This window comes from Aquimarina sp. ERC-38 (genome assembly GCF_026222555.1).
GTDB lineage: Bacteria > Bacteroidota > Bacteroidia > Flavobacteriales > Flavobacteriaceae > Aquimarina.
Genome location: NZ_CP098511.1, coordinates 44,561 through 71,541, shown reverse-complemented (window position 1 = coordinate 71,541; position 26,981 = coordinate 44,561). Strand labels below are relative to the sequence as shown.

Genomic DNA, 26,981 nt, shown 5'->3' with positions numbered 1-26,981 from the left:
ATCAAATTATATTTTTTCAAACACTCGCTTAAACTGTCGAGGTGAAACATTATATTTACGCTTAAAAGATCTGTTGAAATTTGATAATGTTTTAAAGCCCACTTTAAACGAAATCTCGTTTATGGCTAACTCGGTTTCTACAAGAAGTTTTGATGCCATACTCAATCTATAATTCAGTAGAAATTGTGTGAAGTTGATATTAGTCCTCTTTTTAAAAAAGTGACTAAATGCCGAAGGTGACATATTTGCAATATGTGCCAGGTCATCTAGTTTTAAATCTTTTTGGTAATGGTCGTATATGTGCTGAATTACCTTGTTAATTCTTCTACTTTTTACCTGCTGTGAACTTCCTTTAGGTACAGACGATGATAATATATACTTATCTTTAGAAACGGCAAGGTCTTGTAGGATTTCTATAAACAGAAAGAAAGAAGGTAGGTCTTCTAAGGTCACCAATTTTTCTAATTTTTTTCCTACTTTATCTCTTGTGGGTTTAGAAAAATGTATGCCCTTCTTTGATAAATTGAGAAGCTCTTTTATCTTATGAAAGATTCTATATTCCTTATCGATATTGCCTAAAAATCCTTCAGAAAATTGAAGCGTAATTACTGTGGCATTAGTCTCAGGAGTATCTGATGTCCAGATGTGTTGTAGTCCGGGGCCAAGTAGTGCTAGTTCTTCAGTATCACAGCGCTCTATACTGTCACCGGCTATCCGTTTTCCGTAAAAATTTGTGATATAATTTATTTCATATTCTGAATGATAATGAAGGGGATAATCAAATTGAGCATTCTCGTGCCTTTGGAGTACAAAAGGTGCAGTTAAATTAAGTGGTGTTATTTCCTTAATAATTTTCACGAAAGTATTATAATTTAACTATTAGTAATGATTATACAAGTAAAATAGGAGTTTTTAAATTGGCTATTATAGTAGTTATACGTTAGAAATTCCATTTTTTTAGAGCTTAATATTACGAATAACCTCGATCAATTCATAATACGCATAGTTTTTGACTTTATTTTCTTACAATGACGCGCTTCATCTACCTATTTTTATTGCAAAATAATATTAAGTGAAAACAAACAATGACTCTAACTACAGTGATCAAGTACATAACCTATATTATTTTTTTTTCTATTTCCTCAGCTTGTTTTTCACAAGTTACGGTCAATGGAACAGTAAGTAATTCAACTGGAATTCCACTACCAGGGGTTAATATAGTAGAAACGGAAACTTCTAATGGTGTTCTTACAGATTTCGATGGGAATTTTTCCATTACAGTAACTCAAATAGGGGCCACTATAGAAGTTTCTTATGTGGGTTTTAAAACGCAACGCATTGCGATAAGTAGTGAAACAAATCTTAATATAAATCTTGAAGAAGATCAAGCCGTACTTGATGAGGTGGTTGTTATAGGATATCAAACTGTAAAAAAGAGCGATGTTACTGGTGCGGTAAGTAAAATTAAAACCGAACAACTCGCTGAAATCCCCTCTAATTCTATTGAGGAAACACTTGTAGGCAGAGTTCCGGGACTTGTGGTAAATAATACTTCTGACGATCCTGGAGCTGGCGTAAATGTAAGAATACGTGGAGCAAGTTCTTTTACAGCTACGACTCCCTTAATTGTAGTAGATGGTTTCCCGTTAGGTGATGCCGGAAATCTTAAGCAGATTAACCCTGCTGATATTGTTTCTGTAGAAGTTCTTAAGGACGCATCGTCTGCCTCGATATATGGTTCTCGTGGTGCAAACGGTGTAATCCTTGTTACAACTAAGAGAGGTCAAGAAGGTACAATGGAGGTAACCTTCTCACATATCGCAAGTACAAGCTCTTTTTCTAGAGAGTTTGATATCTTTAGAAACCCAGTTAATCTTGCCGTTCTCACGGATGAAAGTAGAGCCAATTCCGGATTTACACCTCTATATATAGGAGCAGAAGATGTAAATGGTACTTTCTTCCCTTCTATAGAGCAAATTAGAAATGACTATCCTATAACTAATTATATAGATTACGTTTTTAATAACCCTATAAATACGAATAGCAACATAAGTATTATAGGTGGTAATGAACAAACAAAATATAATTTTGGACTTAATTATAACACTCAAAATGGTATTTATAGAGAAGATGAGTTAAGCAAGGTAACCGTAAGCATAGGTATAGATCAGAAACTCAGTGGTAAGATTAATTTATCTACTAATCTCAATTTTTCAAGGGGATCTAGAAATGAGAATCTAGGTTTGCAATTTGATCGTAATATTACATTCCCACTCCTTAATGAAGATGGTAGCTTTTTTCAAGCAAACGAGAATGATTTTGGAAACCCTGCCGCCCTTACAGAGTTAAGATCTAATGAGTCTACAACAATTGACTTAATTTCCTCTTCCATATTTAGATGGGAACTTACAGATGCATTGCAGTTTAAATCACAATTTAACTACAGCCTTGGTAGCTCTTACCAAGAGCGCTTCTTCCCTACACAGTTCACGCAGTTAGGTTTTGAGGGTAATGGTGTAGCTTTTCAGGATAACTTCCAGAATCAAAGAGTTGTAGTAGATGCATATCTTAACTATGATAAGTTTTTAAGAGAAGATCATAAGATTACTTTATTAGGGGGTTATTCATCTGAGTATTTTGAGGTGCGTACGTCGCAATTGCGTTCTCAAGACTTTCCAAATCAATCGCTAGGTGCTGGAAATCTTAGTCTAGGTAACGAGCAAAGAACTTCAAATAATTTTATAGAGTCTGCATTATCATCAGTCATCTCACGTATAAACTATGCCTACAAAGATAAATACTTATTTACCTATACAGGAAGACTAGATGGGTCTTCCAACTTTGGTGCAAATAACAGATTTGCATTTTTCCCCTCTGGCGCTGTAAGTTGGAAAATGCAAAATGAGAATTTTATTCAAGAAAGTTTGACATTTGTAAATGAACTTAAGCCAAGAATAAGTTGGGGTGTTGTAGGTAACCAAGCGATTAGCCCTTTTGAGACGCTTAATAGACTAGGACAAGGTAATTTCTTTGTAAATGGAGATTTTGTAACTACGGTAGGACCAGGTATAGGATCTAACAATGGAATCTTCTCGGAGTTTAGAGGTCTTGGTAACCCTGATCTTAAGTGGGAAACCACTACAATTTTTGATGTAGGGCTTGATTTTTCTGCCTTTGACAGAAGACTTGACTTTGTAGTAGATTATTATAATAAAACGACAGACGACCTTCTGGTAGACAGCAGTTTACCACCTACTTCCGGATTTGATTTTATAAGAATAAATGCAGGAAAAATAGAAAATGAAGGAATTGAGGTAGCCGTTAATTATGACTTTATAAGAAATGATAACTTTACATTATCTGCCGGAGTTATATTTAATAAAAACAAAAACAAAGTATTGAGTCTAGGTCCAGTGGCACTTAATTCTGTACAGACAGATGAATTTGGTAATAACTTTAGATTTACAGGTTTTAATTTTAGAGATCAATTTAGATCACGCATCAATATACTAGCGATTGATCAACCTATCAATGCATTTTATGGTGCGCGTGTAACGGGTATTGTACAATCCGAGGAAGAAGGTCTATTTAACGGTTTGTCAGGAGCTGGAGCATTTCCAGGAGAATTCTTATATGATGACCTTAATGGGGATGGAGTGATTGATCCTTTTGGAAAAGATAGAACAATTATAGGAGATCCTAATCCGGATTTCACAGCGAGTTTCACCTTTGACGCATCTTATAAGAACTGGGAACTTACCGTATTGTTTAATGGATCCTTCGGGGGAGATGTAGCAAACATAAATCGTTTTAGTACGCAAGCCGGGGGAGGACAAGTAAGTAATTTATTGCAACGTTATACTCCGGATAATAGAAGTAATGAGTTTCCGTCATTGCGAGAAACGAGAAATGTTGCATTTTCTGACTTTTGGTTAGAGGACGGTACATTTGTGAGGTTACAAAATTTAAGAGTGGGCTACAATATTGATGTTAGTAGAATTAATTACGTTAATAGGTTAAAGATCTATTTCAGTGGAGACAATTTACACACATTTACAGGCTATGAGGGAACAGATCCGGAGGTAGGTCCTACTGGAATAGGTGGCACGAGAGTTCCGCGATTAAGAAGATATGCACTGGGTATTAATGTTTCTATATAATAAGGCAATGAAAAAACTTAATTACACTTTTACAAAAGCGTTTCTAGTATTGACAGTAATTTCTTGTTCATTAGATCCGGAGCCAACTACGTTTTTAACCGATTCTAACTTTTTTAATACTCCGGAAGAAACAAACTCTGCGGTATTGCATGCATATCAGGCTATGACTTTGTTAGATTATATCCGGCCATATATGAATATCCCTACCACCGCATCTGAAGAAGCTTTTGCAAAAGAAGGAGAAGGTCTTAATATTGATCAGTTTGATGTATTTAATGTAGACGATAGAAATCAGAACCTGGAACAGTTTTTTAGATTGAGTTACGTGTCATTAAATCGAGCAAACACGGTAATTGAAAAAACGAAAAATGTAAGTTATGAGCCGGATTTAGCAGCTAAATTCCAAGGAGAAGGTTATTTTCTTCGTGCATTTCATCATTTTATGATAGCGAGGATCTTTGGGTCTGCGCCACTACGGCTTTCTGCGATAGATCAACTCGATGAGGTTTTGGGAGCTACAAACGCCCCTCTGCAAGATATGTACGCTTCTATTGTCTCTGACTTAGAAAATGCCATTGCTCAATTGCCTGTCCAAAGAGAGGGAGGTCGTGCAGATAGGGTTGCAGCACAAGCATTACTTTCTAAGGTGTATCTAACCATGGCTTCTGCAAGAAGTACAGGAAGTCCAGGATATGATTGGGTTTCTGATCCTAATGAAATGTATTCACGTGCAGCTGGTTTTGCGTCTGATGTTGTAAATGGTCAAAGTGTTTTTACCTTTGATAACGATTTATTGAATGTTTACGATGTCTCTGATGCTGAGAGTTTTAATGGACCAGAACATATATTCTTTATTCCTCAAGATCGTAATGGTCTGGTAGAAGGGGAGTTTTCTAAACTATCTAAGTTCTTTATCGCGGCAGACACGCCTTCAGAATCATTCCTAGAAGATGGAACAGTAACTCACGGAGGTTTTGGAGTTTATGTGTCTGAACTTCAATTTCTATCCTCTTTTCCAGCCGGAGATAGAAGACGTGCAGATCTTATAGTAGAAGAACTTTTTAACGAGCAAGGTGAGCAGGTGTGGACGCCTAATGGCGGGGAATCACAACCATTTACCAGAAAATATATGGATCCCAATTTTATAGGAGATAATACGAGTACGCATCCATTTGTGATACGGTACACGGATATTTTGTTAGTGCTGGCGGAAGCGGTTGGACCTACGGGAGAAGGATATGCAGCAGTAAATAAGGTAAGAATGCGTGCTGGTCTTGCTCCACTTGCCCCAGGATTGTCTGTACAAGATTTTAGAGATGCTATTCTCGAAGAGCGTTCGTATGAACTTGCCTTTGAAGCAAACAGATTATACGATTTAAGAAGAACAAATAACGTAGAAAATGTTATCCAGGGGATTTATAGAAAACCAATTACAAATAGTGCCTACTTTTTTCCAATCCCTGCCATAGAAGGCAATTTGAACAATTAAAATTAATTATTATGAAAATAATGGAAAAATTTTACGCGATTATGGTGTTAGTTATGTCATTCATTGCTATTAGATGTACAGAAAACCCTATTGAAGATTTTACAAGTGACGATAGGCAATTTTTAAACTTTACTATTCCTGGTCAAGTGGGGGCTGCAAACATCATCTCGCAAGGAGAAAGTGAAGGTAAAATAATTGTAAATGCGGTACTTAATAATATAGATATCAATGCGGTGCAGCCTAGTTTTCAGATTTCTGAGCTTGCAACAGTACAACCAGAAGCTGGTGAGGTGATAAGCTTTTCCTCAGATTTTATGTTTGACTTTAAAGTAGTATCTGAATCAGGTAAGTCACGTACTTGGACTGTAGAAGTCCGGCCTTATGAATCACAACTTGATGGCAACTGGAAAACACAAAATATCCTTTTTGACTGGCATATTGGTATCGGTGAGACTTGGGGTTGGGGGGTTTTTGGCCCTAATTATGATCCTGTAACTGATACTTATCCACCAGAAGATTATGCTCCTGCTGTGTTAAGTGGAGATTTTCCTGCAACAGTACCAGATACAGATAATACAATCTCCTTTACCACAACTGGAATTAATGAAGCTGGAAATCCTGAAGGTACGTTTACAGTTACCGCTGGTAAAGACAGAGAATTTGGTTCTTACATTTTTGAGCCTGACTATAAAGGTGGTTCCACAGATTATTCAGCTAGATATAAAAAGATACCACACGAGAATGGAGTGTGGGAGTTTAACGAAGGAGCTAACTTACTAACACTGCAGGCTGGAAACGAGTTTGGAGAAACTTCAGTAGGAGAACTCACAACTAATGCAGATGGTTCTATTTCATTAAGATTTGAAAATTTTGTAAATGAATATACTTGGGATCACTTTGAAGCAGAAGCTCAAATCATAAATGGTTTTAACCTTTATATAAACCTAGAGCCACAAGAGTAACATTAATTTACTACAAAAAGAAATTATATAAATGCTAAAAAATATAAACTATAAATACGTGCTCTTACTTGCATTTCTTGTGACCGGAATTTCCTGTTCAGATGATTTTGAAGCGCCAGCAGAAGAGCCAATTTCTACAGAACTGGTAATTGAATTAGGTACGGTTATCAATGATTCTTATATAGGTAATGGTGTACAGTGGGATCCTTATCCGCAAGCTTATAAATTTTGGGATTTACCCATTCAAGATGTAGACTGGCAAAAAATGTACGATCGTCTCGATTATATGAAGCCATCATTTTTAAGAGTTGTTTTTGGATCTTATGATAAATATGCGCACCTAGGGGCAGATAATTATAACCCTATTATATTCCTAGAAGGTATGGAGCGTATTCTCCAATACTGTCAGGATAACAACATTACTGTAATGTTAGGAGATTGGGGTTACAATCAGATGGATGTAAACCAAAATCGTATTTTTGAAAACAGAATCACAAATGCTGCAAAATATGTTAAATTCCTTGTAGAAGAAAAAGGGTTTACGTGTATTAAATATTATACAACAGTAAATGAGCCTAATCTTGAAGGTTCTGCAACAGAGGGAGATTACGACCTTTGGAAGAGGACTACAGAAGCATTTTACAGAAAGTTAGATTCACTCGGTGTCTCTAGTAAGGTTAAACTTGCCGGTCCGGATATCGCACCTTTTTCAGACAATCTAACAAATTGGGTCACAGATATGACCGCAGATCTTGGGGATAAGGTAAAGCTCTATGATATACATACCTATCCACCTAAAGAAGCTATGTATAATGGTGTTTATGAGAGAACACTAGCAGCCTATAAAAATGCTGCTCCGGCTGGTACACCTATAGTTATTGGTGAGTACGGTTTTAAATATGAAACTGGTACATCGCAAATAGATCAGAATCTTTATAATGCAAATCTTGAGAATATCAATAGCTCTGCAAATATTGCATTAGACTCTAACACACTTGTAGATGAATATTTCCACGGGGTAGATCTTATAGCTGCAACCATGAAAATTGTAAATGCAGGATATTCCGGAGCTATAAACTGGAACCTCGATGATGCAATGCATAGTGGATCTAATTCCGGACAAGACTTAAAAGTATGGGGATTCTGGAATATTCTCGGAGTAGAAATACTTGGCAATCCTCAAAAAGAAGAAGTTAGACCTCACTTTTATTCTTTCTCTTTGATAAGTAGATATATGCAGAATGGTACTAAAGTCTTTAAAGTAAATATACCAAGATTAGTAGGTGTAGACGCAATTGCAGTAGAAAACGATGGAAAGTATATGATTGCTATCAACAACATCTTTTCAGAAGATTATGAGATCAATGTGAAAGCAATAGGACTATCACTTTCAGGAGCTAAGAAATTTGTATATAAAGAAAATGACCGCACGGTAGATGTAAATGGATATCCTACGCCAGAAGAAGAAAACTTAAGCTATGACTTCTCAGCGGGTGAAACACTATCTGTCCCTGGAACGACACTTACAGTAATTACAAATTTTGATTATTAAGAACTTATTGCCAACTATATAACTACTAGTCTGGGGTTTACTTAAGCGTGAAACCTATACTATTATTGACTAAAAACCGACAAATGTTAGACACTAGAGCCTCAAAAACAACTACAAAAACGATCCAACTCAAAAAGTACGAGAATAATCCTGTACTCAGTCCCAACCCAGATAATGATTGGGAAAACCTTGTAGTTTGTAACCCAGGCGTATGGTATGAAAATGGTAAATTTTCTATGCTTTATCGAGCTGCTGGAAATGATGAAGAACACTATATTCATTTTGGACTAGCAGAAAGTACAGATGGTATAAATTTTAACAGAGTAAGCAATGATCCGGTATTTTCCCCAAGTATTGATGGGCCAGATATGGGCGGCGTAGAAGATCCTCGTATCGTAAAGTTTGATGATGAGTTTTATATAACGTATGCTTACAGACCATTTCCTCCGGGGCAATACTGGAAATTTGAACACGACGTAATTTTACTTCCGGAATCCGGAGAAGATACACCACAGGTTTATAAAAATAATATTGCCAACTCCGGAATGGCAATTTCTAAAGATTTAAAAACATTTAAGCGTTTAGGAAGAATCACTACATCAAATCTTGATGATCGTGATGTAATACTTTTTCCAGAAAAAATAAACGGCAAGTTTGCTATGCTTCACCGCCCTAAAGAGTGGATAGGTGAGGGATATGGTTGCACCGAACCTTCCATCTGGATTCGTTTTACAGATGACCTTATGGTTTGGGAAGAAGAAAGTAAGCTACTTCTTACGGGTAGAAAAGACTCTTGGGAAGAAAAAATAGGTGGTAGTACACCCCCGCTCAAGACAAAGGATGGTTGGTTAGTAATTTACCACGGTGTAGAAAAAGGCGGCTTAGGGTATTACCGCGTAGGCGCTGCCTTACTAGATTTAAATGACCCAACTAAAGTAATAGGGCGTCTGGAGGAGCATATTATGGAACCAGAGCATGATTATGAAATCGAAGGTTATTACAAAGGTTGCGTTTTCCCTACTGGAAATATGATCATAGATGATACATTATATGTTTATTATGGCGCCGCTGATAAGTATGTAGGTCTTGCAACGTGCAATGTGATAGAATTACTTAATCAACTCAAAGTAAGTTTATAATGATGAGATCTACCCTATTATTTTTAGTTTTTGTTGTTCTTTTACTTACCGTAAATTGTAATGAGAAGGTGGGAGAGTCTGCTTTCGCGAAAGCGGGAATCTCTCTATCATTCCTTAAAGAAAATACCATTAATACTCAGTTCTTAGGTCACGGCGTGCAATGGTCTGCCTACCCACATGCAGATTCTGAAGATGCTGAATGGGGATTCCTTATGACTGATGAAAAGTGGGAAGAGTTATACAGAAGGCTTGACTTTGTAAATCCACATGTCATACGTGTAATGGATGGTGCTGGCTGGAGGTATTACCAAGGGAACGATAAAGACGGAAATCCAATAGTAGATTATAATACGCAGGAGGTAAAAAGTCTCTACAAACTTCTAGACTATTGTCAGAAAAATGATATTAAAGTAATGTTTGGTGAATGGGGTGCGCCTCAGTCTGGCTCTAAAGTAAAAAACCCTATAGACCGTGCAGATGATGATCGCTGGATAGAGATGATAACGGGATACCTCAATCATCTTGTGATAGAAAAGGGGTACACCTGTATCACTTATTATAACCTGGTAAACGAACCTAACGGTTACTGGGCAAGTACAGACGGGGATTGGGATCAATGGAGTGCTGGTTATACAAAAATGGCAAAAGCTTTAGCGAATTCTCCACTTAGTAAATACGTAGGTATGGTTGGACCAGACGCCACTGTGCAATGGAATCACCCCACACACCCAAAACCTTCAGCGGACTGGATGTATTCAACTATAGAGGAGCACAACGAGATTACAAAGGCGTATGAAGTGCATATTTATGCAAATCAAGATGAGATACGCTCTGGTAATCTTATAAAATTTTTGCAACCCTTTGCAGATAGTCTCAAAAATATTGACAAACCATTTTTACTTGGCGAGATTGGTATGAAGTACAATGGTGAGCTAGGTGAAGAAAATAAAAAACGCGCCGCTGCAGATCCGTATGCAAGTACAGAAGATTCAGAAATGTTTGTCTATGATCATTTTTATGGGGTAGATATGGCAGATGCTGCTGCACAAAGCATGCTTGTGGGAATGGGAAGTGCCATCGCCTGGAATGTAGATGATGCAATGCATACCAAAGGTGATGCAGGAGAAAAGTCTAAACTCAAAAAATGGGGTATGTGGAATATCCTCGGGGAACACTTTAATGGTCCCGATGAGTTAACACCTAGACCTTGGTCTTATCCCTGGACGGTTTTATGTAATATATTCCCACCAGGGTCTAAAGTAATGAAGCCCATCATCAATGTGAAAAATGACAGTATAAGAGCTGTAGGAGCTTATAAAAACGATATGTTCTCAATGATGCTGGTAAACCAGTCTAAAACAGGACAAACCTATAACGTAGCTACTGATACCTACACTAATGGCGTACCGCTATATCTATATAATTATGTAGATGGCGAAAATATAAAAAACAGCTCAGGCTTTCCTGTACCTGCTAGAGAAGTGACGTACAAAAAAGACCTAGGCGTACAAGTAGAATTGCCGGCAAATAGTGTGGTTTTTATAAGTACTATAAAATTGAAATAAGCGTATAGCATAAAACTATGATCAATTCCTTAGGTATAATAGATATTGCAGTTCTTGTAGTGTACTTTATTTTTATTGTTTGGCTAGGTGTGAGCTATTCTAAAAAAGGCAGTACCTCTACAGCAAATTATTTCTTAGCAGGTCGTAATATGACATGGCCTATAATTGGTTTTTCTCTTTTTGCAGCAAGTATTTCCAGTACTACCCTTATCGGGAAAAGCGGAGACGCCTATTCTACTGGAATTGCAGTGTTTAATTATGATCTGGTTTCTGTACTTGTGATGGTTTTCTTTGCGATGTTCTTTTTACCTTTTTATATCAAGTCAGGCATATTTACCATTCCGGAATTTTTAGAAAAAAGGTTTGACAAAAGATCAAGATACTACTTCTCTTTCATTACTTTACTAGGCTCCACATTCCTTGATGCAGCAGGTGCTCTTTATGCGGCTGCACTATTAATGAAACTGGTATTTCCAAGTTTGACACTAGTAGAATTATCGGTAATTTTTGCCATAATTGTAGCCGCTTATACTATTCCTGGAGGATTATCGGCAGCCATACGGGTAGATTTAATACAAGGTATTTTATTGCTTATAGGAACTTTTGTTCTTACATTTCTTGCTGCCACTAATGATGGACTGGAGTACGTAAAGGAATTGTTATTGCGCGATGATGTAATGACAAAACTTATACGTCCATTAGACGATCCCTCAGTTCCCTGGTTGGGAATGATCGTCGGAATACCCATTTTAGGATTTTATTTCTGGGGGAATAACCAGATGCTAGTACAACGAGTCCTTACGGCTAAATCTGTAGATCACGGGCGAAAGGGTATTCTTATGGTGGGATTCTTAACAGTGTTGATCCTCTTTATAATCATTTTTCCAGCAGTAATGGGTAAAATGTTATATCCAGGATTACCTAAAAATGATATGATTTATCCTAAGCTAGTGGTAGAGTTGATGCCTGTAGGTATTTTAGGATTAATGCTGGCAGCAATGGTTGCAGCACTTACATCCTCTTTAAGTGCATTATTAAATTCTGTTGCGACATTATTTACAATGGATTTTTATACAAAGTTTAACCCTGGCGTTTCTCAAAAAAGACAAGTGGTCATTGGGAAAATAGTCTCTGTGGTTGTATTGATTCTTGCAGTGGCTTGGATTCCGTTTATTTCTAAATTTGATTCATTATTAAAATATTATCAAGAAATGCTTACCTATATCGCTCCACCAGTAGTTGCGGTATTTATGCTAGGCGTTTTTTGGAAACGTATCAACAGACACGGAGCTTTTTGGGGACTGATAGGAGGTGCAATAGCCGCAATCATCACTGTAGTTTGTCAAGTAGTCTTTGACTTTGAAGTTTTAGGAGATATACATTTTCTACTTAAAGTTCCTGTTTACTTTGTGCTAAGTTCAATAATTATCATTGTCGTTAGTCTTGCAGGAAAACCCGATAACCCGGAACAAGTAAATGATTACATTTGGACTAGGAAAATTTATAAAGAAGAATCGGAAGAACTTATATGGGTGCCATTTTATAAGAATTTTAGATTCTGGTCTTTGGTGCTAATTGCATTCTGTTTTAGTGTCCTCTTTATGTTTAATTAATACTAACTCTTACTATTTAAAATAGCCGTATGATAAAAACTACTACTTAAAATTTGAAACAACTTGGTAAAAGCATGATGTCTTTAGCAATTATAATGACTACTGATTTAGTTTCTGCACATGATCTAGAAGCCCGCATGGGTGTTAATAAATTCTACCATAACAAAAACAAGCTTTACGCTAAGCTGTCCGGAATTGGAAAATACGGTACAAACAAACATTTATATGAAAAATGCAGTTAACATTGCAGACACCTACAAAGCTACCATACCAACAGGAACTACTTCATTTGATTATTGTGGAACATACCGTGATTTCACCACTCACGCTGGTGGAACCTATTTACCAAAAGCTCAAGCACTACCAGATAAAAATTTTAGCGCCTTTGCAGAATTATAGGTAATGCAACATTAATTTTAATAGGGTTACCCATTTAAGTCTCAAATACTTGTAAGTGAGGATATTATTTTGTAAATTATAGGTAAATATTCTACAAATGAAGATATTAAAAGAGCTTGATAGACAGGTATTTATAGATCGGTTTACAACTAACGAAGATTGTTATAAGTTTTTGGCAAGATTAAAATGGGAAAACGGCTATAGTTGTAGGAGATGTAGCTCAACTGCTTACACAAAGGGCAAGCAACCTTATAGCCGTCGTTGTAGTAAATGCGGTTATGACGAATCTACAACGGCAGCAACCCTATTTCATAAACTTAAGTTTGATATCCTTAAAGCCTTTGGGATACTCTATGAGATTTCCACCAGTAAGAAAGGGGCAAATAGTATTTGGTTAGCAGAACGTTTTGGTTTGAACCAAAAAACAACATGGGCATTTCGCCAGAAAGTACAGTTAGCTATGGAAAGCAGTGAGCAGTACCCTTTAGAAGATGAAGTCCATGTTGATGAGTTCGAGATAGGTACACCCTAAAAGGGGGAACAGGGAAGAAGTAAAAGTGATAAGAAAATGAGGGTAGTCGTTGCTTTTGAATACAGGGATGGTAAGTCTGGAAGGGGCTATGCTAAAGTTATAGAAGATTATAGTGCTAGATCTTTAAAACCATTGTTTGACACGCATATAAAGAATGATGCTAGTATATTAGCGGATGGTTGGCCTGGTTATCACCCAATCAAAGAAGAATACCCTGACTTAAAACAAACTTTATCAAACAAAGGAAAAAACTTCAAGATGTTGCACATACAGATCAGGAACTTTAAAAACTGGCTGAGAGGGGTTCATTCTTATTGTAACAAAGAATACCTTCAAAAATACATCGATGAATATTTCTTTAGGTTCAATAGGCGGAACCACAGGGTGTCAATCCTAGATAAAATAATAGAACGTTGCACTAGCCATGAACCCATAACTATCAAACAACTAAAAATCATTGCGAACTAAATGGGTAACCCTAAATTTTAAATTAAATATTATGAAAACAACTACTTCAAGTTCTATGAATCCTTTACATAAGAAAATCTTTCCTTTAGTGTGGATATTAGGTTTTGTAATGTTCGCACAGCAACCTTCTGCGCCTTTTAATCTTACATTAAGCAACGTTACGAGTACAGGGTTTACCCTCGCTTGGGAAAATGATCCTAATGCAACAGCAACCGAAATTTATATAGAAGATCCTGCTGCAAATAGTGGAGACGTTTTTATTGAAACGGTAGCGATGGGAGTTACTTCTTACGACTATTCCGGAACATATGGTTCTGTGACTATTCAGGAAGGAGGAAACTATGTAGCAAGAATTAGAGCTCTCCCTGATGGAAACTTCAATGCTTTTGCCTCCATAGAAACTAATCAAGTTCTACCACCAATAGATCCGGACGCTCCAACTAACTTAATGTTAAGTAATCAGAAAGATACAAGTTTTACACTCACTTGGGAAAACGATCAGAACAGTATGGGAACAAACATATTTATTGTAGACGAAGCTGCCGGAAGTGGAGATGTATATATTACAACTCTTGAAGCAGGAGCCACTACTTTTGATTATTCTGGAACCTATGGTTCCGTAACTATCCAAGATGGTGGTATTTATCTCGCAAAAATTCAATCGTTACCAGATGATGATTTTTCGGCATTTGCACAAGTATCTACAGATGGTTCTGATGAGCCAAAGGATCCACAAGCACCAACTAATCTTACACTTTCTAATCAGGAAGATACAAGTTTTACCCTTACTTGGGAAAACGATGCAAATAGTACAGGAACAAATGTTTTTATCGTAGATGAAGCTGCTGGTAGTGGTGACATTTACATTACTACCTTAGAAGCTGGTGTTACAGCTTTTGACTACTCGGGTACGTATGGTTCTGTAACTATTCAAAAAGGCGGTGTTTATCTTGCAAAAATTCAATCGTTACCAGATGATGATTTCACTGCGTTTGCACAAATCTCAACAACAAACGATGATCTTAACGAACCAGAAGCACCATTCAATTTAAATGTATCTGATGTGGGAGAAACTAGTTTTACTCTCAACTGGGAAAACGCTGCTAATACAACTGGTACAAATATTTTCATTGTTGAGCCAAGCACCTCAAGTGGAGATATTTATATAGAAACTGTAGGATCGGATGTTAATAGTTACACGTACACTGGTACGTACGGTTCTGTAACACTAACCGCTGGAGGAACTTATTTAGGTAAAATCGAAGCCCTTCCAGATACAGATTTTAATGCATTTGCAGAGTTAGAAGTAACATTTATGAATCTTTCAATTAATGACTTTGCTTTCAATGATGCAGTATCCTTATATCCAGTTCCCGTTACAGATATCTTAAATATTTCTATAGCAGATAATAGACAATATAAAAAAGCAACGTTATTTAATATTGATGGATCTTTAATCCAAAGATCAACTACTCAAACGATGAATTTAAAAGGTCTTGCTACGGGTTTATATATTCTTCAAATAGAAGATATAGAAGGAAACAGAGCTATAAAAAAGATTATTAAAGACTAATAATGTTTATAGCATATTTAAGAGCACTAAATCTTATTTTCATAGAAATTTGGTGCTTTATTTTATAACTTGAATGTAGGAAAGAATATCATTATCTGGTAAAATTAATGACAGGTATAAGACCTTCTTTCACTTCCATTAAAATAATTAGACTTTGCCGGTTCTAAAGTAAACTCTCTATATTTTAGTCGGACTAGAAGTCGAATTTTCCTACGAACCTCGGAGGGATTCGAACTTTTAATTGCTGAAATAGAGTGACTTGCATTTCACCAAATGTAGAGGACAATAAGAATAAGTTCGAACTAATAGAGGGTTAATTTATTGATTACCAATAAAATAAAGCCGGATAAATCACTAGATTTATCCGGCTTCGTGGAGTCGGAGGGATTCGAACCCTCGTCCAAACAAGGAATACTATAGCTTTCTACGTGCTTAGTCTTTGTTTAAGTTTTCGTGAGATTGCCGGTCAAAAACTACCAACGCACCCCTTATCTTTATAAAATTTCGCTATTGTATAAAAGCACTACAACAGCTAGGTTTACTTTTACGATACCTCAAAACCAATCGCCGTAAACCAAGGCTCTTGAGAGGTATCCTGCTTGTTCGCCTTGCGAACCGAGGCACTATCCTACTATAATTCGGATTATGCAGCTAGGGCGTAGTTATTCTCGCCGTTTAAAAAAGTGAAATAGAGATTTACGAGCATTAATTTCATAGCTCGGCATGCTTACCATACCATTCGTCTCGCTGTCAAAACCAGTCGACCCCTTTTTTTAGTTATAAGTTAAGAGTGATGAGTTATGAACTTTAGAATTAAGTTAAAACTAAATTATTAAAAGAAAAAAGTTTTATCTTTTTAAAACTCTGAACTCTGAACTAAAGTAGGCAAAGATACTCATATTTGTCATATCTTTGTCTGATTTATTAGTAATCAAAAAATATACCATAGCTTCTTTTAATCTTAAAATTTATGCCAAGCTTCGGAATTCTAAAAGAAAGAAAAACACCTCCGGATCGACGTGTGGTTTTTTCACCTTCAGCCATTAAAAAGGTAATGACACTTTTTCCAGAAGCTAGCTTTAAAGTAGAACCTTCGGATATCCGCGTGTTTTCGGATCAAGCATATAAAGATCAGGGAATTGAAGTAACAACAAATCTTACGGAGTGTGATGTGTTGTTAGGGGTAAAAGAGGTGCCGATTGATCATTTAATTCCGGATAAAAAGTACTTCTTTTTTTCGCATACAATTAAAAAACAACCTTACAACCGAAAACTTCTACAAGCAATACTTCAAAAAAACATTGAATTATATGACCATGAAACCATAGTTAATCAAAATAATAACCGGCTTATCGGTTTTGGGTATTATGCCGGAGTGGTAGGGGCATATAATGGTTTAAGAGCTTATGGACTGCGTGAGAACATATTTACTATTTCGAAAGCAAACGCTTTGGAAGATCAAAAAGAGTTGGTTAAGACTTTAAAACAAATTAATTTACCACCTGTTAAAATTATAGTCACCGGTAAAGGCAGAGTAGGGCAAGGGATCCGGGAATTATTAACTGCTGTTGGAATTGAAGAAGTGACCAAACAGAAGTTTTTAAATGAAGATTTTGATAAACCGGTTTTTACTCAATTGGATGCGTTAGATTACAATCAAAGAAAAGACAAAATTCAAATAGACATTCAGGATTTCTTTCAATTTCCGGAAGAATACCAGAGTACGTTTATACAATTTGCAAAGGTTAGTGACATCTATATGGCCGGACATTTCTATGGAGACGGAGCCCCTTTTATATTTACCAGAGAAGATGCAAAACAACCGGGGTTTAAATTAAAAGTTGTTGCAGATATCTCCTGCGATGTTGATGGTCCGGTTGCCAGTACTTTACGAGCTTCTACTATTGAAAACCCTTTGTACGGATATGATCCTAAGACAGAAAAAGAAGTGGACTTTGACAATCCCAAAGCAATTACAGTAATGGCAGTAGATAATCTACCTTGCGAACTCCCAGCAGATGCAAGTGAAGGATTTGGCGAAATGTTTTTAGAATACGTCATCCCCGCTTTTTTTAATAAGGATAAAGATGGTATCTTAAAAAGAGCTAGAATAACAGAAAACGGCAAGTTAACCGAACGCTTCGCTTATCTACAAGATTATGTTGATGAGTAAATAGTAGTATGTAAAGGCTGGATATTTGATATATGGACTAGGAAATAGAAAACAGGATATAGGATTTAGGAAACAGGAACCTAGATACAAGAATTAAAAACTAAAATCGGATTAAATAATTACAAAAAATCATAACAACTTTTGCTTAGTGTCTTTTGGCTATTCATATCAACAACTAAGAATCGGGATATGAGAATAAAAAACTAAAAATGATTAAACCATTTTATGAGAGAGGTTACAACAACAACTTTTGCCTAGTGTCTTTTGGCTAGTCATCTCAACAACCAGCAACAAATAACTAATAACGATCAACCAACAACAGACAACCATCAACTAAAAACCATCAACAACTAACAAAATGACAATCCCAGAACTGGTAGCACAGATTAAGAAAAAAAAATCCTTTTTATGTATCGGACTTGATACAGATACAAATAAAATCCCAAAACACTTACTTACAGAAGAAGATCCGATTTTTGAGTTTAATAAAGCAATTATCGATGCTACCCATCACCTTACGGTTGCTTATAAGCCAAATACTGCTTTTTACGAAGCTTATGGGGTAGAAGGGTGGGAAGCTTTGAAAAAAACCATAGCTTATCTAAATACAAATCACCCGGAAGTATTTACCATTGCGGATGCTAAACGTGGAGATATCGGAAATACCAGTACCATGTATGCCAAAGCTTTTTTTGAAGATTTAGCCTTTGATTCCGTAACGGTGGCTCCTTATATGGGCAAAGATTCGGTGGAACCTTTTCTTTCTTTTAAAGATAAAATAACCATTTTACTTGCGTTAACTTCCAACCCCGGGGCTTTTGATTTTCAAACCAAAGAAGGAGGTGATAAACAAGTATATCAGCAAGTTATACAGACGTCTCAAACCTATAAAAATGCAGAGAATCTAATGTATGTGGTAGGAGCGACTAAAAGTGAGTATCTTAAAGAAATCAGGAAAATAGTTCCCAATAGTTTTTTATTGATACCGGGGGTGGGGGCGCAAGGCGGAAGTTTACAAGAAGTCTGTAAATACGGCCTGGTTAAAGATACCATCGGATTGTTAATTAATTCTTCTCGTGGAATTATCTATGCTTCTGATCAAAAAGATTTCGCTACAGCGGCACAACACAAAGCTTTTGAATTACAACAACAAATGCAAGCAATTTTAGAAAAGTAAGGTTACCTAATTCTACATTTTAAAAATTGAGTATCTTAAAGTAAATTATGAAAAATAAAGGCTACTTCGGTCAAAATCTTCGGACTATTTTTATTAAATCATAAATTAATTACAACTGAGACCATTATTTAACATAGAGATAGTTACATTTACCTAGAAGTTATTATGATTAATTATGCTACATATCCTCATAAAGATAGTACCCAATGGGTAACTTTTGTTCATGGGGCAGGAGGTAGTTCTTCTATTTGGTTTAAACAAGTCCGCGAATTTAAAAAGCATTTTAACGTACTATTGTTAGACTTAAGAGGTCATGGTAAATCAAAACCCGTTTTAAAAGATGCCTTTAAGACAAAATATACCTTTGATGCTATTACCAATGATATTGTTGAAGTAATTGATAAAGAAAATATTGAAAAGTCTCATTTCGTAGGTATTTCCTTAGGAACCATTTTGATCCGAAATCTAGCGGAGCGTTTTCCTAACCGGGTACAAAGTATGATCATGGGAGGTGCGATTATGAAGTTGAATTTACGTTCTCAGGTCTTAATGAAACTTGGGGTTATTTTTAAATCCGTAGTACCCTACATGTTTCTTTATAAGTTTTTTGCGTTTATTATCATGCCACGTAAAAATCATAAAAATTCGAGGTTACTTTTTGTCCGGGAAGCTAAAAAATTATATCAAAAGGAATTTATTCGTTGGTTCCGGTTAACTTCTGAAATCAATCCGCTACTTCGTTTCTTTAGGGCAAAAGATATTAAGATTCCTACTTTATATGTGATGGGCGAAGAAGACTATTTGTTTTTACCTTCTATTAAAAAGATTGCTGCAACACATGCGCTTTCTAATCTTTTTATAGTTCATAATTCCGGTCATGTCGTCAATGTAGAACAACCGGAAGTATTTAATTTACAATCTATTAATTTTATAAACGGATTGTAAAACTATCTTCCGTCCTGCAATGCAAAAACTTTTTTTAGCAAATCGGTAGTTCTGGAATTTAAATTGTTCCGGATTTGCTTTTCCTCTACCGCAATCATAGTATATACACCTTTTAATGCTTCCTGGGTTACATAATCTGTTAAGTTAGGATTTACATTGTTAGTCAAAGGAATGGTATTATACTTATTAATAATATTAGTCCAGATCTTATCAGCTCCTACTTTGCTAAAAGATTTTTTGATCACTGGGTTAAACTTATTATATAAAGCCGAATTTGTTGCGGACTGTAAATAGCTGGTTGCCGCTTTGTCATCTCCTAATAGAATTTGCTTGGCATCATTAAAAGTCATTTGTTTAACTGCATTTACAAAGATTGGGGTAGCTTCTTTTACCGCATCTTCAGCTGCACGATTTAATATTTTGAGACCTTCATCAGCCAATTTATTTAAACCTACTTTTCGTAGCGTGTTATCTACTTTTTGAAGTTCTGCTGGTAATAAAATTTTTGCCAGTTGATTCTTATAAAAACCATCTGTTTTGGTAAGTTTAGACACTTGTTTGCTAATTCCTTTGTCTAGGGCTTGTTTTAAACCATTAGCAATATCTACATTGCTCAATCCGATTCCGGTACCTTGAGTAGGTAAACTATTAACCACTTGCTGCAATTCTGCACAGCTAAAAATAGTCATCAGACAACATAGTAGGAGTATCTTTTTCATAAAACGAGTTTGGCGATAAATATAATTAATTTAAACCGATTCATACTTTATGTTCAAAGTAAAAATGAGTTTTGGTTCACTAATATAATAGAAAATATTAACGTAGATAGGTAGTTACTTGTAAGCAATTGTTATCTTTTGAAGGCTAAAAATACTAGTATTAGGAAAATATAATAGTTTTATTATTATATACCAGTACTTTGCGTTCCAGATGAATTTTAATAGCGCGCGATAATACAATTTTCTCTAGGTCTCTTCCTTTTTCAATAAAATCTTGAATATTATGAACATGCGAGACCCGTACAATTTCCTGTTCTATAATCGGACCTTCATCCAGATCAGAAGTTACATAATGGCTTGTTGCACCGATAATTTTAACCCCTCGCTGATAAGCTGAATGATAAGGTTTAGCCCCAGGAAAAGCAGGAAGAAAAGAGTGGTGAATATTGATAATCCGGTTGGGGTAGTGTTTAATAAAATCCGGAGATACTATTTGCATATAACGCGCTAAAATGATAAAATCGATATTTAAAGACTGTAAAAGTGCTAATTGTTCCTTTTCGGCTTGTTCTTTAGTTTCTTTAGTAACCGGTATATGTCTAAAGGCAATGCCAAAGCGGTCGGCAACGGACTTTAATTCCTTGTGGTTACTGATAATAATAGGAATAGAAACCCCTAGTTTTCCTGAAATATTTCTACTTAGTATATCATAAAGACAATGGTCGTATTTAGAAACAAACAATGCCATATTCGGTATGGATTCCGCATCATATAATTCCCAGTGCATTTCATAATGAACCGCAACTTTACTTTGAAAAGCTTCTTTAAACTGCTGAATTCTTTCATCACTGTCAAATTCACATTCTAATCGCATAAAAAATTCCTGAAGTTCCCGATCCACATGTTGTTCTACATAAGTAGTATTTCCGTTTTTAGATAGTATAAAGTTAGTTACCGTGGCTACGATTCCTTTTGTATCCGGACAATGGATAAGAAGTATGGTGTTTTTCATAAATGTTTGCTTGACAAAACTGGGCTTAATATACTTTAGTTAAACGTAAAATAAAAAAACGAAGTCATTACATTTGTAACAACTTCGCTTTACCTTTATAATCTTTAGATACCCTAAATATCTTCTAAAACATTCTGTATTCTTATTTTTAAATAGTTTTTATGAGCTTTAGAAATTGCATCACCGCTTGTATTGTTCATCAAAGATTTAATCCGAATTAAATTCTGTAACGCCATAGATTGGGCTGCAAATGAATAGTTGTTCTTAGAGTTTTCATTATCAACCATAGCCAATAATTTATCTGTATAAGACCTTTGTAAATTTTGTCTGAAACTGTTGATGGAACCTTTGCTATCTTTTTGAAATATCGCTGTATTCAGATCAGTCATAAATTCACTTAACTGATATTGGTTACCATAAAGTTCAGAATCTGTAATACGTTGTAAAGTTTTAGGATGCATAATATGGTTGAGCACTCTATTTTGATATGCTAAGATCAGATCGTGTATTTTAGGATCTTCGGTATCTGAAAAAAAGTTAAACCCTCTTCGTTGTAAAGCAAGGTGGTCGTACAAACCTTCGGGAGTTTTATAGGCAGCCGGTGAAAATACATAGGTGCTTAATGCATTCATTGCTCTTTTTTGATCTTTATAACTAACCGGGGTATAAGGTTTAAGATTTTTATCCTGTCCGATCATACTTCGATCTACATAAACACCCCCAATAAACCTAGAAATAACATCGCCAGCTCGTCCGTACTGAGAACGTAATACATAAAAGGCTTGTCTTAACTCTTGATACGAATTGCCTTCCTTATTGAATTTAGTAGTTAATTTAGAAATCATGTTATTTACCAATTTCATCCGTTCAATAGAATAAGTAATCTGATCATTGGACATATCACTTGTCATTACCCTAGGATCAATAGCTTTACCGGGACTACGCATATCATCTGCATCGTTACCAAAGATATGTTCCGGTCGAGTGGATTCACTAGTTATTGCATCCAAATCTTTTTGTGAAGTTACAGGGGTGTAGCCGTAGCGTATAGCCCATTTATCATAGGGACCAACAGAAGTAGAAAAATAAGCACCTTGTTTTGATTTATCTAGAGTTACGTTAATAGCAGTATAGTCCATTACGGAACCAGTAAGGCATTTACCTTTAATTTTTTCGGGAGAATTTAATTCTTCAGGAGTAAACAATTGGCTTGCTTTCATATTGTGATTCAAACCTAAGGTATGTCCTACCTCATGCATAACCAGTTCTTTCATAGCCTCTAGTTTCATCCCCTTCATTTCATTATCTGTATTTCCGTTTGCCAGAAGTACGGACTGTCCAAATAGTATGTTGGATTGCATTTCGTGACCAAAAGAACATAAAAAAGATTTATTTTTCTTTAAAGTAGGGTGCAAAGCAATTTGTTGTCTAGCTTCCGGATTAAAAGTAAGTAGATTTTCATAGCGTACAATATTTTTATGATAGACATATTCTAACATAATATCAGCTCCTAAAATTTCACCGGTTTTAGGGTTTACAAAACTAGGTCCATAACCCCCAAAAGGTGGTTGTGGTGACGAAGTCCAACGTAATACGTTATACCGGATATCTCCAGCATCCCAGGTAGCATCATCCGGTTGTGTTTTTACTACAATAGCATCTTTAAACCCAGCTTGTAAAAAAGCTTTATTCCATTCTAATACTGCTTCTTTAATGGTTTCTCTAAACTCTATGGGAGTACTATTTTCAATCCACCATACAATAGGTTTTTCCGGTTCTGAAATAGTTGCGTTTGGATTTTTCTTTACAAGATTCCAGCGATGTATTAAATCACGATAGGGCGTTGCATTAGTAGCAGTCATATCTGTTACCTGACTAAAGAAATAACCCACACGCGGATCGTCTAGGCGTATTTCATAATTGTTTTCTGGTAGAGCGATTAGACTATGAGTAACTTTAATAGTTACATTTCGACCATCTGTGACTGCCTGCGATCCATTATTTAAGACAGAACTCTGAGAATATGTATAATGACTTTCGACATTTGTATTTTCAGGATAATTATTTATTTTCTCAATCTTAGTTTTTTCCTTATCTAAACTTCCCAAACTGAAATCCGTGGGTTTGCTATTGGGATATTTGGGAGGTTTGATTTGTTCGAAAGTTTCTTTGAGGAAGAGGTCATCCGCTTTAATTAAATAAGATTCGTTAATTGTATCTTGTGCTTCAATTTTTAAACTGGCCATAATCCCTTCACTAATATTAGCTTGTGCTGATTTTGATAAAGCATTTTCCGGATCAAAATAATAGGAAGTATTTTGAGTAATAAACTCAATTTTATTATAATGTTTTTTAACCTTAAATACTTTATTATCCATAAAGGCTCCTCTAAAAATACCAGCATCCAGAACTCCGTCAGCTATTTGACTAAAGTATATGTATTCTTTACCAAGGTGAGATTTATCAATTTGCATGAACGTTGATCCGTCAAGTGTATCTCTATAGATAGTAAAAAGTCCGGCAACTTTTTTAGTTTGTTTTGTTGCTTCTTTAATAGACTTTATTTTGTTTTTTTCTTTCTTCTTTTCTGTCGATTGTTCGGTTTTATCTTTTTTCTTCTTCTTTTTCTTTTGAGCATGTAAAGTACCTCCGCCGGATATTAAGAGCACTAGTAGTAAAAGTAGTAGCTTTATAAGCTTTGATGATGAATTTTTCATAGAATTAAATTTATTTAATCCCGCAATTTATTTCTTCTAACGCTAAATTATTTTGTATTTAATAATTTGTTAACGTACTTTAACACTACTAGAAAGGGAAAAGAATACTTTTTCAATTAGTTAAGCTAATTTATGTAGTATTATTATTATTTTAGTTATGACTGAGTTTACTATTTAAGATAACCGTATGCCTTTTTTGCCTATCTAAATCGTAAAGTTTAGTATTTTAAAAATCAAGTTATTTTGAAGTAATTTAGGAAATACTGTAATTTGGAGATATACGATTGTTGTTATAAAAAGTATTAACGATTAAGCATACATATTTATAACTACAAAAACCGAATCCAACGTTTCTGAAGTTTGTTAAAAGTAAGTAATTCTTTCCGAAGCAACTTTAAGTAATCTTTGCCAGAACGACAACTTTTTTCCAAATGTTTGCATTTATTATAAATTTGGGTACTACATAAATTAGTACGTAAGCCTTGCCGAATTCTATCATAACGAGATACTTGAGCGTCCGTTTTTTCTATCTCCGTAGTTAAAATGACCGCATCCCGAATAAGGTCACCTAAAAGATAAATATTAGGATGTTCCTTACCAGTATTATCTAATTGCTCATAATCAGAAATAAAGGAGCGCGAAATAGTATCCGTCATACGAAGTATTTCTTTCGCTTTATTATAAACTGGTATCGAATTATGAGATGGCATAAAACAAAAATAATAAGGAAATTCAAAGTACTACCATAAAGAATAAAGTTGAAATTTAGTTAGACTTTAAAAATTAAATTATTTTTGGATTAATTACTTAAAAATTATGGATAGCATTGATGTAAAGATCATTACACTACTTCAAGGTAATGCCCGTTTAAAAAATACCGAAATCGGCAAAAACATCGGATTAAGTTCCCCGGCGGTTGCCGAAAGAATTAAAAGACTTGAAGATAAAGGAATTATTGAAGGATATACGACCCTAATTGCTTATCAAAAAAGCGGTTTTCAATTAAAGGCTATGATTACCTTAAGTGCTTTTATGGGCCGGTTAAAACCTTTTTTAAGTAAAGTAACTACTTTTAAAGAAGTATTAAACTGCTACCGTATCACCGGAAATGAAAATATCATCATGGAAGTCCTCTTAAAAGACCAAGTACATCTGCAATCTTTTATAGATGAATTAATTACCTACGGCGAAGTAAAAACCCACATTATACTTTCTAGTGTAGTACAGAATAAACCGGTCTACGAGTAACTTATTTTTTTAGGGTTTTAGTTTTACCTATTCGAAATCAGATACTATAAAAATGGTATCTTATTTGTGCACAATAGTTTTTATTATTAAAAATGAAATTACGAGGGCTTATCTTTCTATTTTTAGTTACCACTGCTATACAAATGGTTCAGTCTCAACAAGCGTACCGGTTAAAAAAAAGTACGGTAACTACAATTAAAGTTTTTGAAAGGGATAGTGCTTCTTTAAAAGTATATGTGCCTAAAAACTTTACCACTACTATAAAATGGCCATTGCTTTTTCATGTTCAAATTAAACAAAAAGAAAATACTGATTTTACAACATTTTGTAAGGTAGCAGAAGCCACTGGATGTATTGCGGTTTCTATTGATGTTGCCGATAAGAGAAGTTTAAAAGCAAGTATTGATAACACTACCAAATACCTAAACTTTTGCCTGACTACTTTTCCTATTGATAAACGCCGGATGTATAGCATTGGAGAAGGAATAGATGCTGAATTTACCGGAATGCTTCCGGTATGGTATAAGTTATTTGATGGTACTATAGTAATCAACAGTACCCCCAATTATGGTGAAATATCTCGATTCAACCATCAATTTTATTATGCGGGAATTACAAATATTAGAAAGTATGCATATTTTGATGTAATGCGTACCCGTAAATTACTAAAACAAAAAGGCCTTCCGGCAGAAGTTTATACAGTTCAGAATACAACCAAAATTGATAAAGAAATCATCAGGTCTTTACATGCTTTTAAGGTAAGAGACATGACCAGGGGTAAAATTGAAAAGGATACGATATGGATGCAAAGGCAGTATCAAGAAGCCTTAGAAAAGGTTGAACAATATCTTAGTAATGATGAAGTAGTAGAGGCATTTTACGAGTTAAGAAGAATAGAAAATACGTTTCGGTTTACTTCTTTTCATAAAGACGTTAAAAATCAGTTAGATACCTTACAACGTTCCTCCCGGTTTAAGGTTAAAAAAAATAAACATGACTACCATTTAGTACAAGAATCTACATGGAGAAGTAACCTCGCTCTTGCATTTCAAGAGGATGTAAATAACTTGGCATTTTACAACCTGCCCTGGTGGAACGATCAGGTAAAAGCTTTGTATAAAGTAAGAAAACATAAGAGTAATAAGCAAGCTTATTGGACGTATAGAGTTGAAGATTATTTAAAAACCATCATTGCGAATGCACAACTTCAAGTTAAAAAAACAGAAACACAGCTTTTTCTAGCAATGCTTACCTATGAGATAGGAGTTCGTAGCCCGGAGACTTTTTTTAAGATAATCAGTTATACCGCTTTATTAGGAGATTATACGACCTCCCTACAATTTTTGGAAGCTTTACTACAAACCGGTTATCAAAATATAGAATCTTTATATACTATAGATCATACCTTGTCGTTAAAAATAACTCCTGAATATAACAATATGATTAAGAAATACCTGGGATTTTCAAAATATACAGCTTACCAGTAAGTAGCAATGCCTTAAACATAATTTAAATACGGTAAATCGTATTTTAACCTT

General features: G+C 35.2%; 19 protein-coding genes, 1 other RNA gene and 1 pseudogene. 15 read left to right on the top strand and 6 right to left on the bottom strand.

The genetic code is table 11. The features are described 5' to 3' along the window. Positions 1 to 6: 6 nt before the first annotated feature. On the bottom strand, positions 7 to 858 hold the full coding sequence (locus NBT05_RS00310) for an AraC family transcriptional regulator (RefSeq protein ID WP_265771422.1): 852 nt from the start codon (positions 856 to 858) through the stop codon (positions 7 to 9). A gap of 227 nt (positions 859 to 1,085) precedes the next feature. On the opposite strand from NBT05_RS00310, the gene NBT05_RS00305 reads away from it, so the two are divergent. The 10 genes and pseudogenes from NBT05_RS00305 to NBT05_RS00260 all read left to right on the top strand — a co-directional run bounded on the left by NBT05_RS00305 (position 1,086) and on the right by NBT05_RS00260 (position 15,452). After that, the gene (locus tag NBT05_RS00305) at positions 1,086 to 4,160 is read left to right on the top strand and encodes a SusC/RagA family TonB-linked outer membrane protein (protein ID WP_265771421.1); all 3,075 of its coding nucleotides are present in this window, start codon (positions 1,086 to 1,088) and stop codon (positions 4,158 to 4,160) included. 7 nt (positions 4,161 to 4,167) lie between these two features. Beyond that, complete coding sequence (locus tag NBT05_RS00300; protein ID WP_265771420.1) at positions 4,168 to 5,649, top strand: RagB/SusD family nutrient uptake outer membrane protein; 1,482 nt, start codon at positions 4,168 to 4,170, stop codon at positions 5,647 to 5,649. Between the two features lie 11 nt (positions 5,650 to 5,660). Then, entirely contained in the window at positions 5,661 to 6,611 is a 951-nt protein-coding gene (locus NBT05_RS00295) for a hypothetical protein (RefSeq protein WP_265771419.1), read from the top strand. Positions 6,612 to 6,642: 31 nt separating this feature from the next. Next, the gene (locus NBT05_RS00290; RefSeq protein WP_265771418.1) at positions 6,643 to 8,163 is read left to right on the top strand and encodes a cellulase family glycosylhydrolase; all 1,521 of its coding nucleotides are present in this window, start codon (positions 6,643 to 6,645) and stop codon (positions 8,161 to 8,163) included. Positions 8,164 to 8,246: 83 nt separating this feature from the next. Next, positions 8,247 to 9,302 (top strand): glycosidase, encoded by a 1,056-nt coding sequence (locus NBT05_RS00285; protein WP_265771416.1) that lies wholly within the window; start codon positions 8,247 to 8,249, stop codon positions 9,300 to 9,302. Further along, complete coding sequence (locus NBT05_RS00280; protein WP_265771415.1) at positions 9,302 to 10,867, top strand: cellulase family glycosylhydrolase; 1,566 nt, start codon at positions 9,302 to 9,304, stop codon at positions 10,865 to 10,867. The genes NBT05_RS00285 and NBT05_RS00280 overlap by 1 nt, the downstream gene beginning before the upstream one ends. Before the next feature lie 149 nt (positions 10,868 to 11,016). After that, the gene (locus NBT05_RS00275) at positions 11,017 to 12,480 is read left to right on the top strand and encodes a sodium:solute symporter family transporter (protein ID WP_265771414.1); all 1,464 of its coding nucleotides are present in this window, start codon (positions 11,017 to 11,019) and stop codon (positions 12,478 to 12,480) included. Between the two features lie 141 nt (positions 12,481 to 12,621). Then, on the top strand, positions 12,622 to 12,879 hold the full coding sequence (locus NBT05_RS00270; protein ID WP_265771413.1) for a hypothetical protein: 258 nt from the start codon (positions 12,622 to 12,624) through the stop codon (positions 12,877 to 12,879). Positions 12,880 to 12,976: 97 nt separating this feature from the next. Next, a pseudogene (locus tag NBT05_RS00265) lies at positions 12,977 to 13,879 on the top strand (IS1595 family transposase). After that, entirely contained in the window at positions 13,869 to 15,452 is a 1,584-nt protein-coding gene (locus tag NBT05_RS00260) for a T9SS type A sorting domain-containing protein (protein ID WP_265771412.1), read from the top strand. Before NBT05_RS00265 ends, NBT05_RS00260 begins: the two are co-directional and overlap by 11 nt. Before the next feature lie 370 nt (positions 15,453 to 15,822). On the opposite strand, the gene ssrA is transcribed toward NBT05_RS00260, so the two are convergent. Then, positions 15,823 to 16,220, bottom strand: a transfer-messenger RNA (tmRNA) gene (gene ssrA / locus NBT05_RS00255). A gap of 202 nt (positions 16,221 to 16,422) precedes the next feature. On the opposite strand from ssrA, the gene NBT05_RS00250 reads away from it, so the two are divergent. From NBT05_RS00250 to NBT05_RS00240, 3 genes are all read left to right on the top strand, one after another. Continuing rightward, complete coding sequence (locus NBT05_RS00250) at positions 16,423 to 17,625, top strand: NAD(P)-dependent oxidoreductase (RefSeq protein WP_265771411.1); 1,203 nt, start codon at positions 16,423 to 16,425, stop codon at positions 17,623 to 17,625. Positions 17,626 to 17,983: 358 nt separating this feature from the next. Continuing rightward, positions 17,984 to 18,802 (top strand): orotidine-5'-phosphate decarboxylase, encoded by an 819-nt coding sequence (pyrF, locus tag NBT05_RS00245; RefSeq protein ID WP_265771410.1) that lies wholly within the window; start codon positions 17,984 to 17,986, stop codon positions 18,800 to 18,802. A 165-nt stretch (positions 18,803 to 18,967) separates the two neighbouring features. Continuing rightward, the gene (locus NBT05_RS00240; protein ID WP_265771409.1) at positions 18,968 to 19,747 is read left to right on the top strand and encodes an alpha/beta fold hydrolase; all 780 of its coding nucleotides are present in this window, start codon (positions 18,968 to 18,970) and stop codon (positions 19,745 to 19,747) included. 2 nt (positions 19,748 to 19,749) lie between these two features. Here the strand turns inward: NBT05_RS00240 and NBT05_RS00235 are convergent, their stop codons facing one another. The 4 genes from NBT05_RS00235 to NBT05_RS00220 form a co-directional block, all read right to left on the bottom strand. Then, positions 19,750 to 20,466 (bottom strand): DUF4197 domain-containing protein, encoded by a 717-nt coding sequence (locus NBT05_RS00235; RefSeq protein ID WP_265771408.1) that lies wholly within the window; start codon positions 20,464 to 20,466, stop codon positions 19,750 to 19,752. A 160-nt stretch (positions 20,467 to 20,626) separates the two neighbouring features. After that, positions 20,627 to 21,478 carry a formyltetrahydrofolate deformylase gene (purU, locus tag NBT05_RS00230; protein WP_265771407.1) on the bottom strand — a complete coding sequence of 284 codons (852 nt, stop codon included), beginning with the start codon at positions 21,476 to 21,478 and terminating at the stop codon, positions 20,627 to 20,629. 113 nt (positions 21,479 to 21,591) lie between these two features. Further along, on the bottom strand, positions 21,592 to 24,195 hold the full coding sequence (locus NBT05_RS00225; RefSeq protein WP_265771406.1) for a zinc-dependent metalloprotease: 2,604 nt from the start codon (positions 24,193 to 24,195) through the stop codon (positions 21,592 to 21,594). Between the two features lie 329 nt (positions 24,196 to 24,524). Then, entirely contained in the window at positions 24,525 to 24,851 is a 327-nt protein-coding gene (locus tag NBT05_RS00220) for a hypothetical protein (RefSeq protein ID WP_265771405.1), read from the bottom strand. 160 nt (positions 24,852 to 25,011) lie between these two features. Between NBT05_RS00220 and NBT05_RS00215 the strand changes: the two genes are divergently transcribed. Together NBT05_RS00215 and NBT05_RS00210 are read left to right on the top strand one after the other, a co-directional pair. Then, positions 25,012 to 25,443, top strand: coding sequence for an Lrp/AsnC family transcriptional regulator (locus tag NBT05_RS00215; protein ID WP_265771404.1), 432 nt, complete (start codon positions 25,012 to 25,014; stop codon positions 25,441 to 25,443). Between the two features lie 92 nt (positions 25,444 to 25,535). Next, on the top strand, positions 25,536 to 26,930 hold the full coding sequence (locus NBT05_RS00210) for a hypothetical protein (protein WP_265771403.1): 1,395 nt from the start codon (positions 25,536 to 25,538) through the stop codon (positions 26,928 to 26,930). Positions 26,931 to 26,981: the final 51 nt, after the last annotated feature.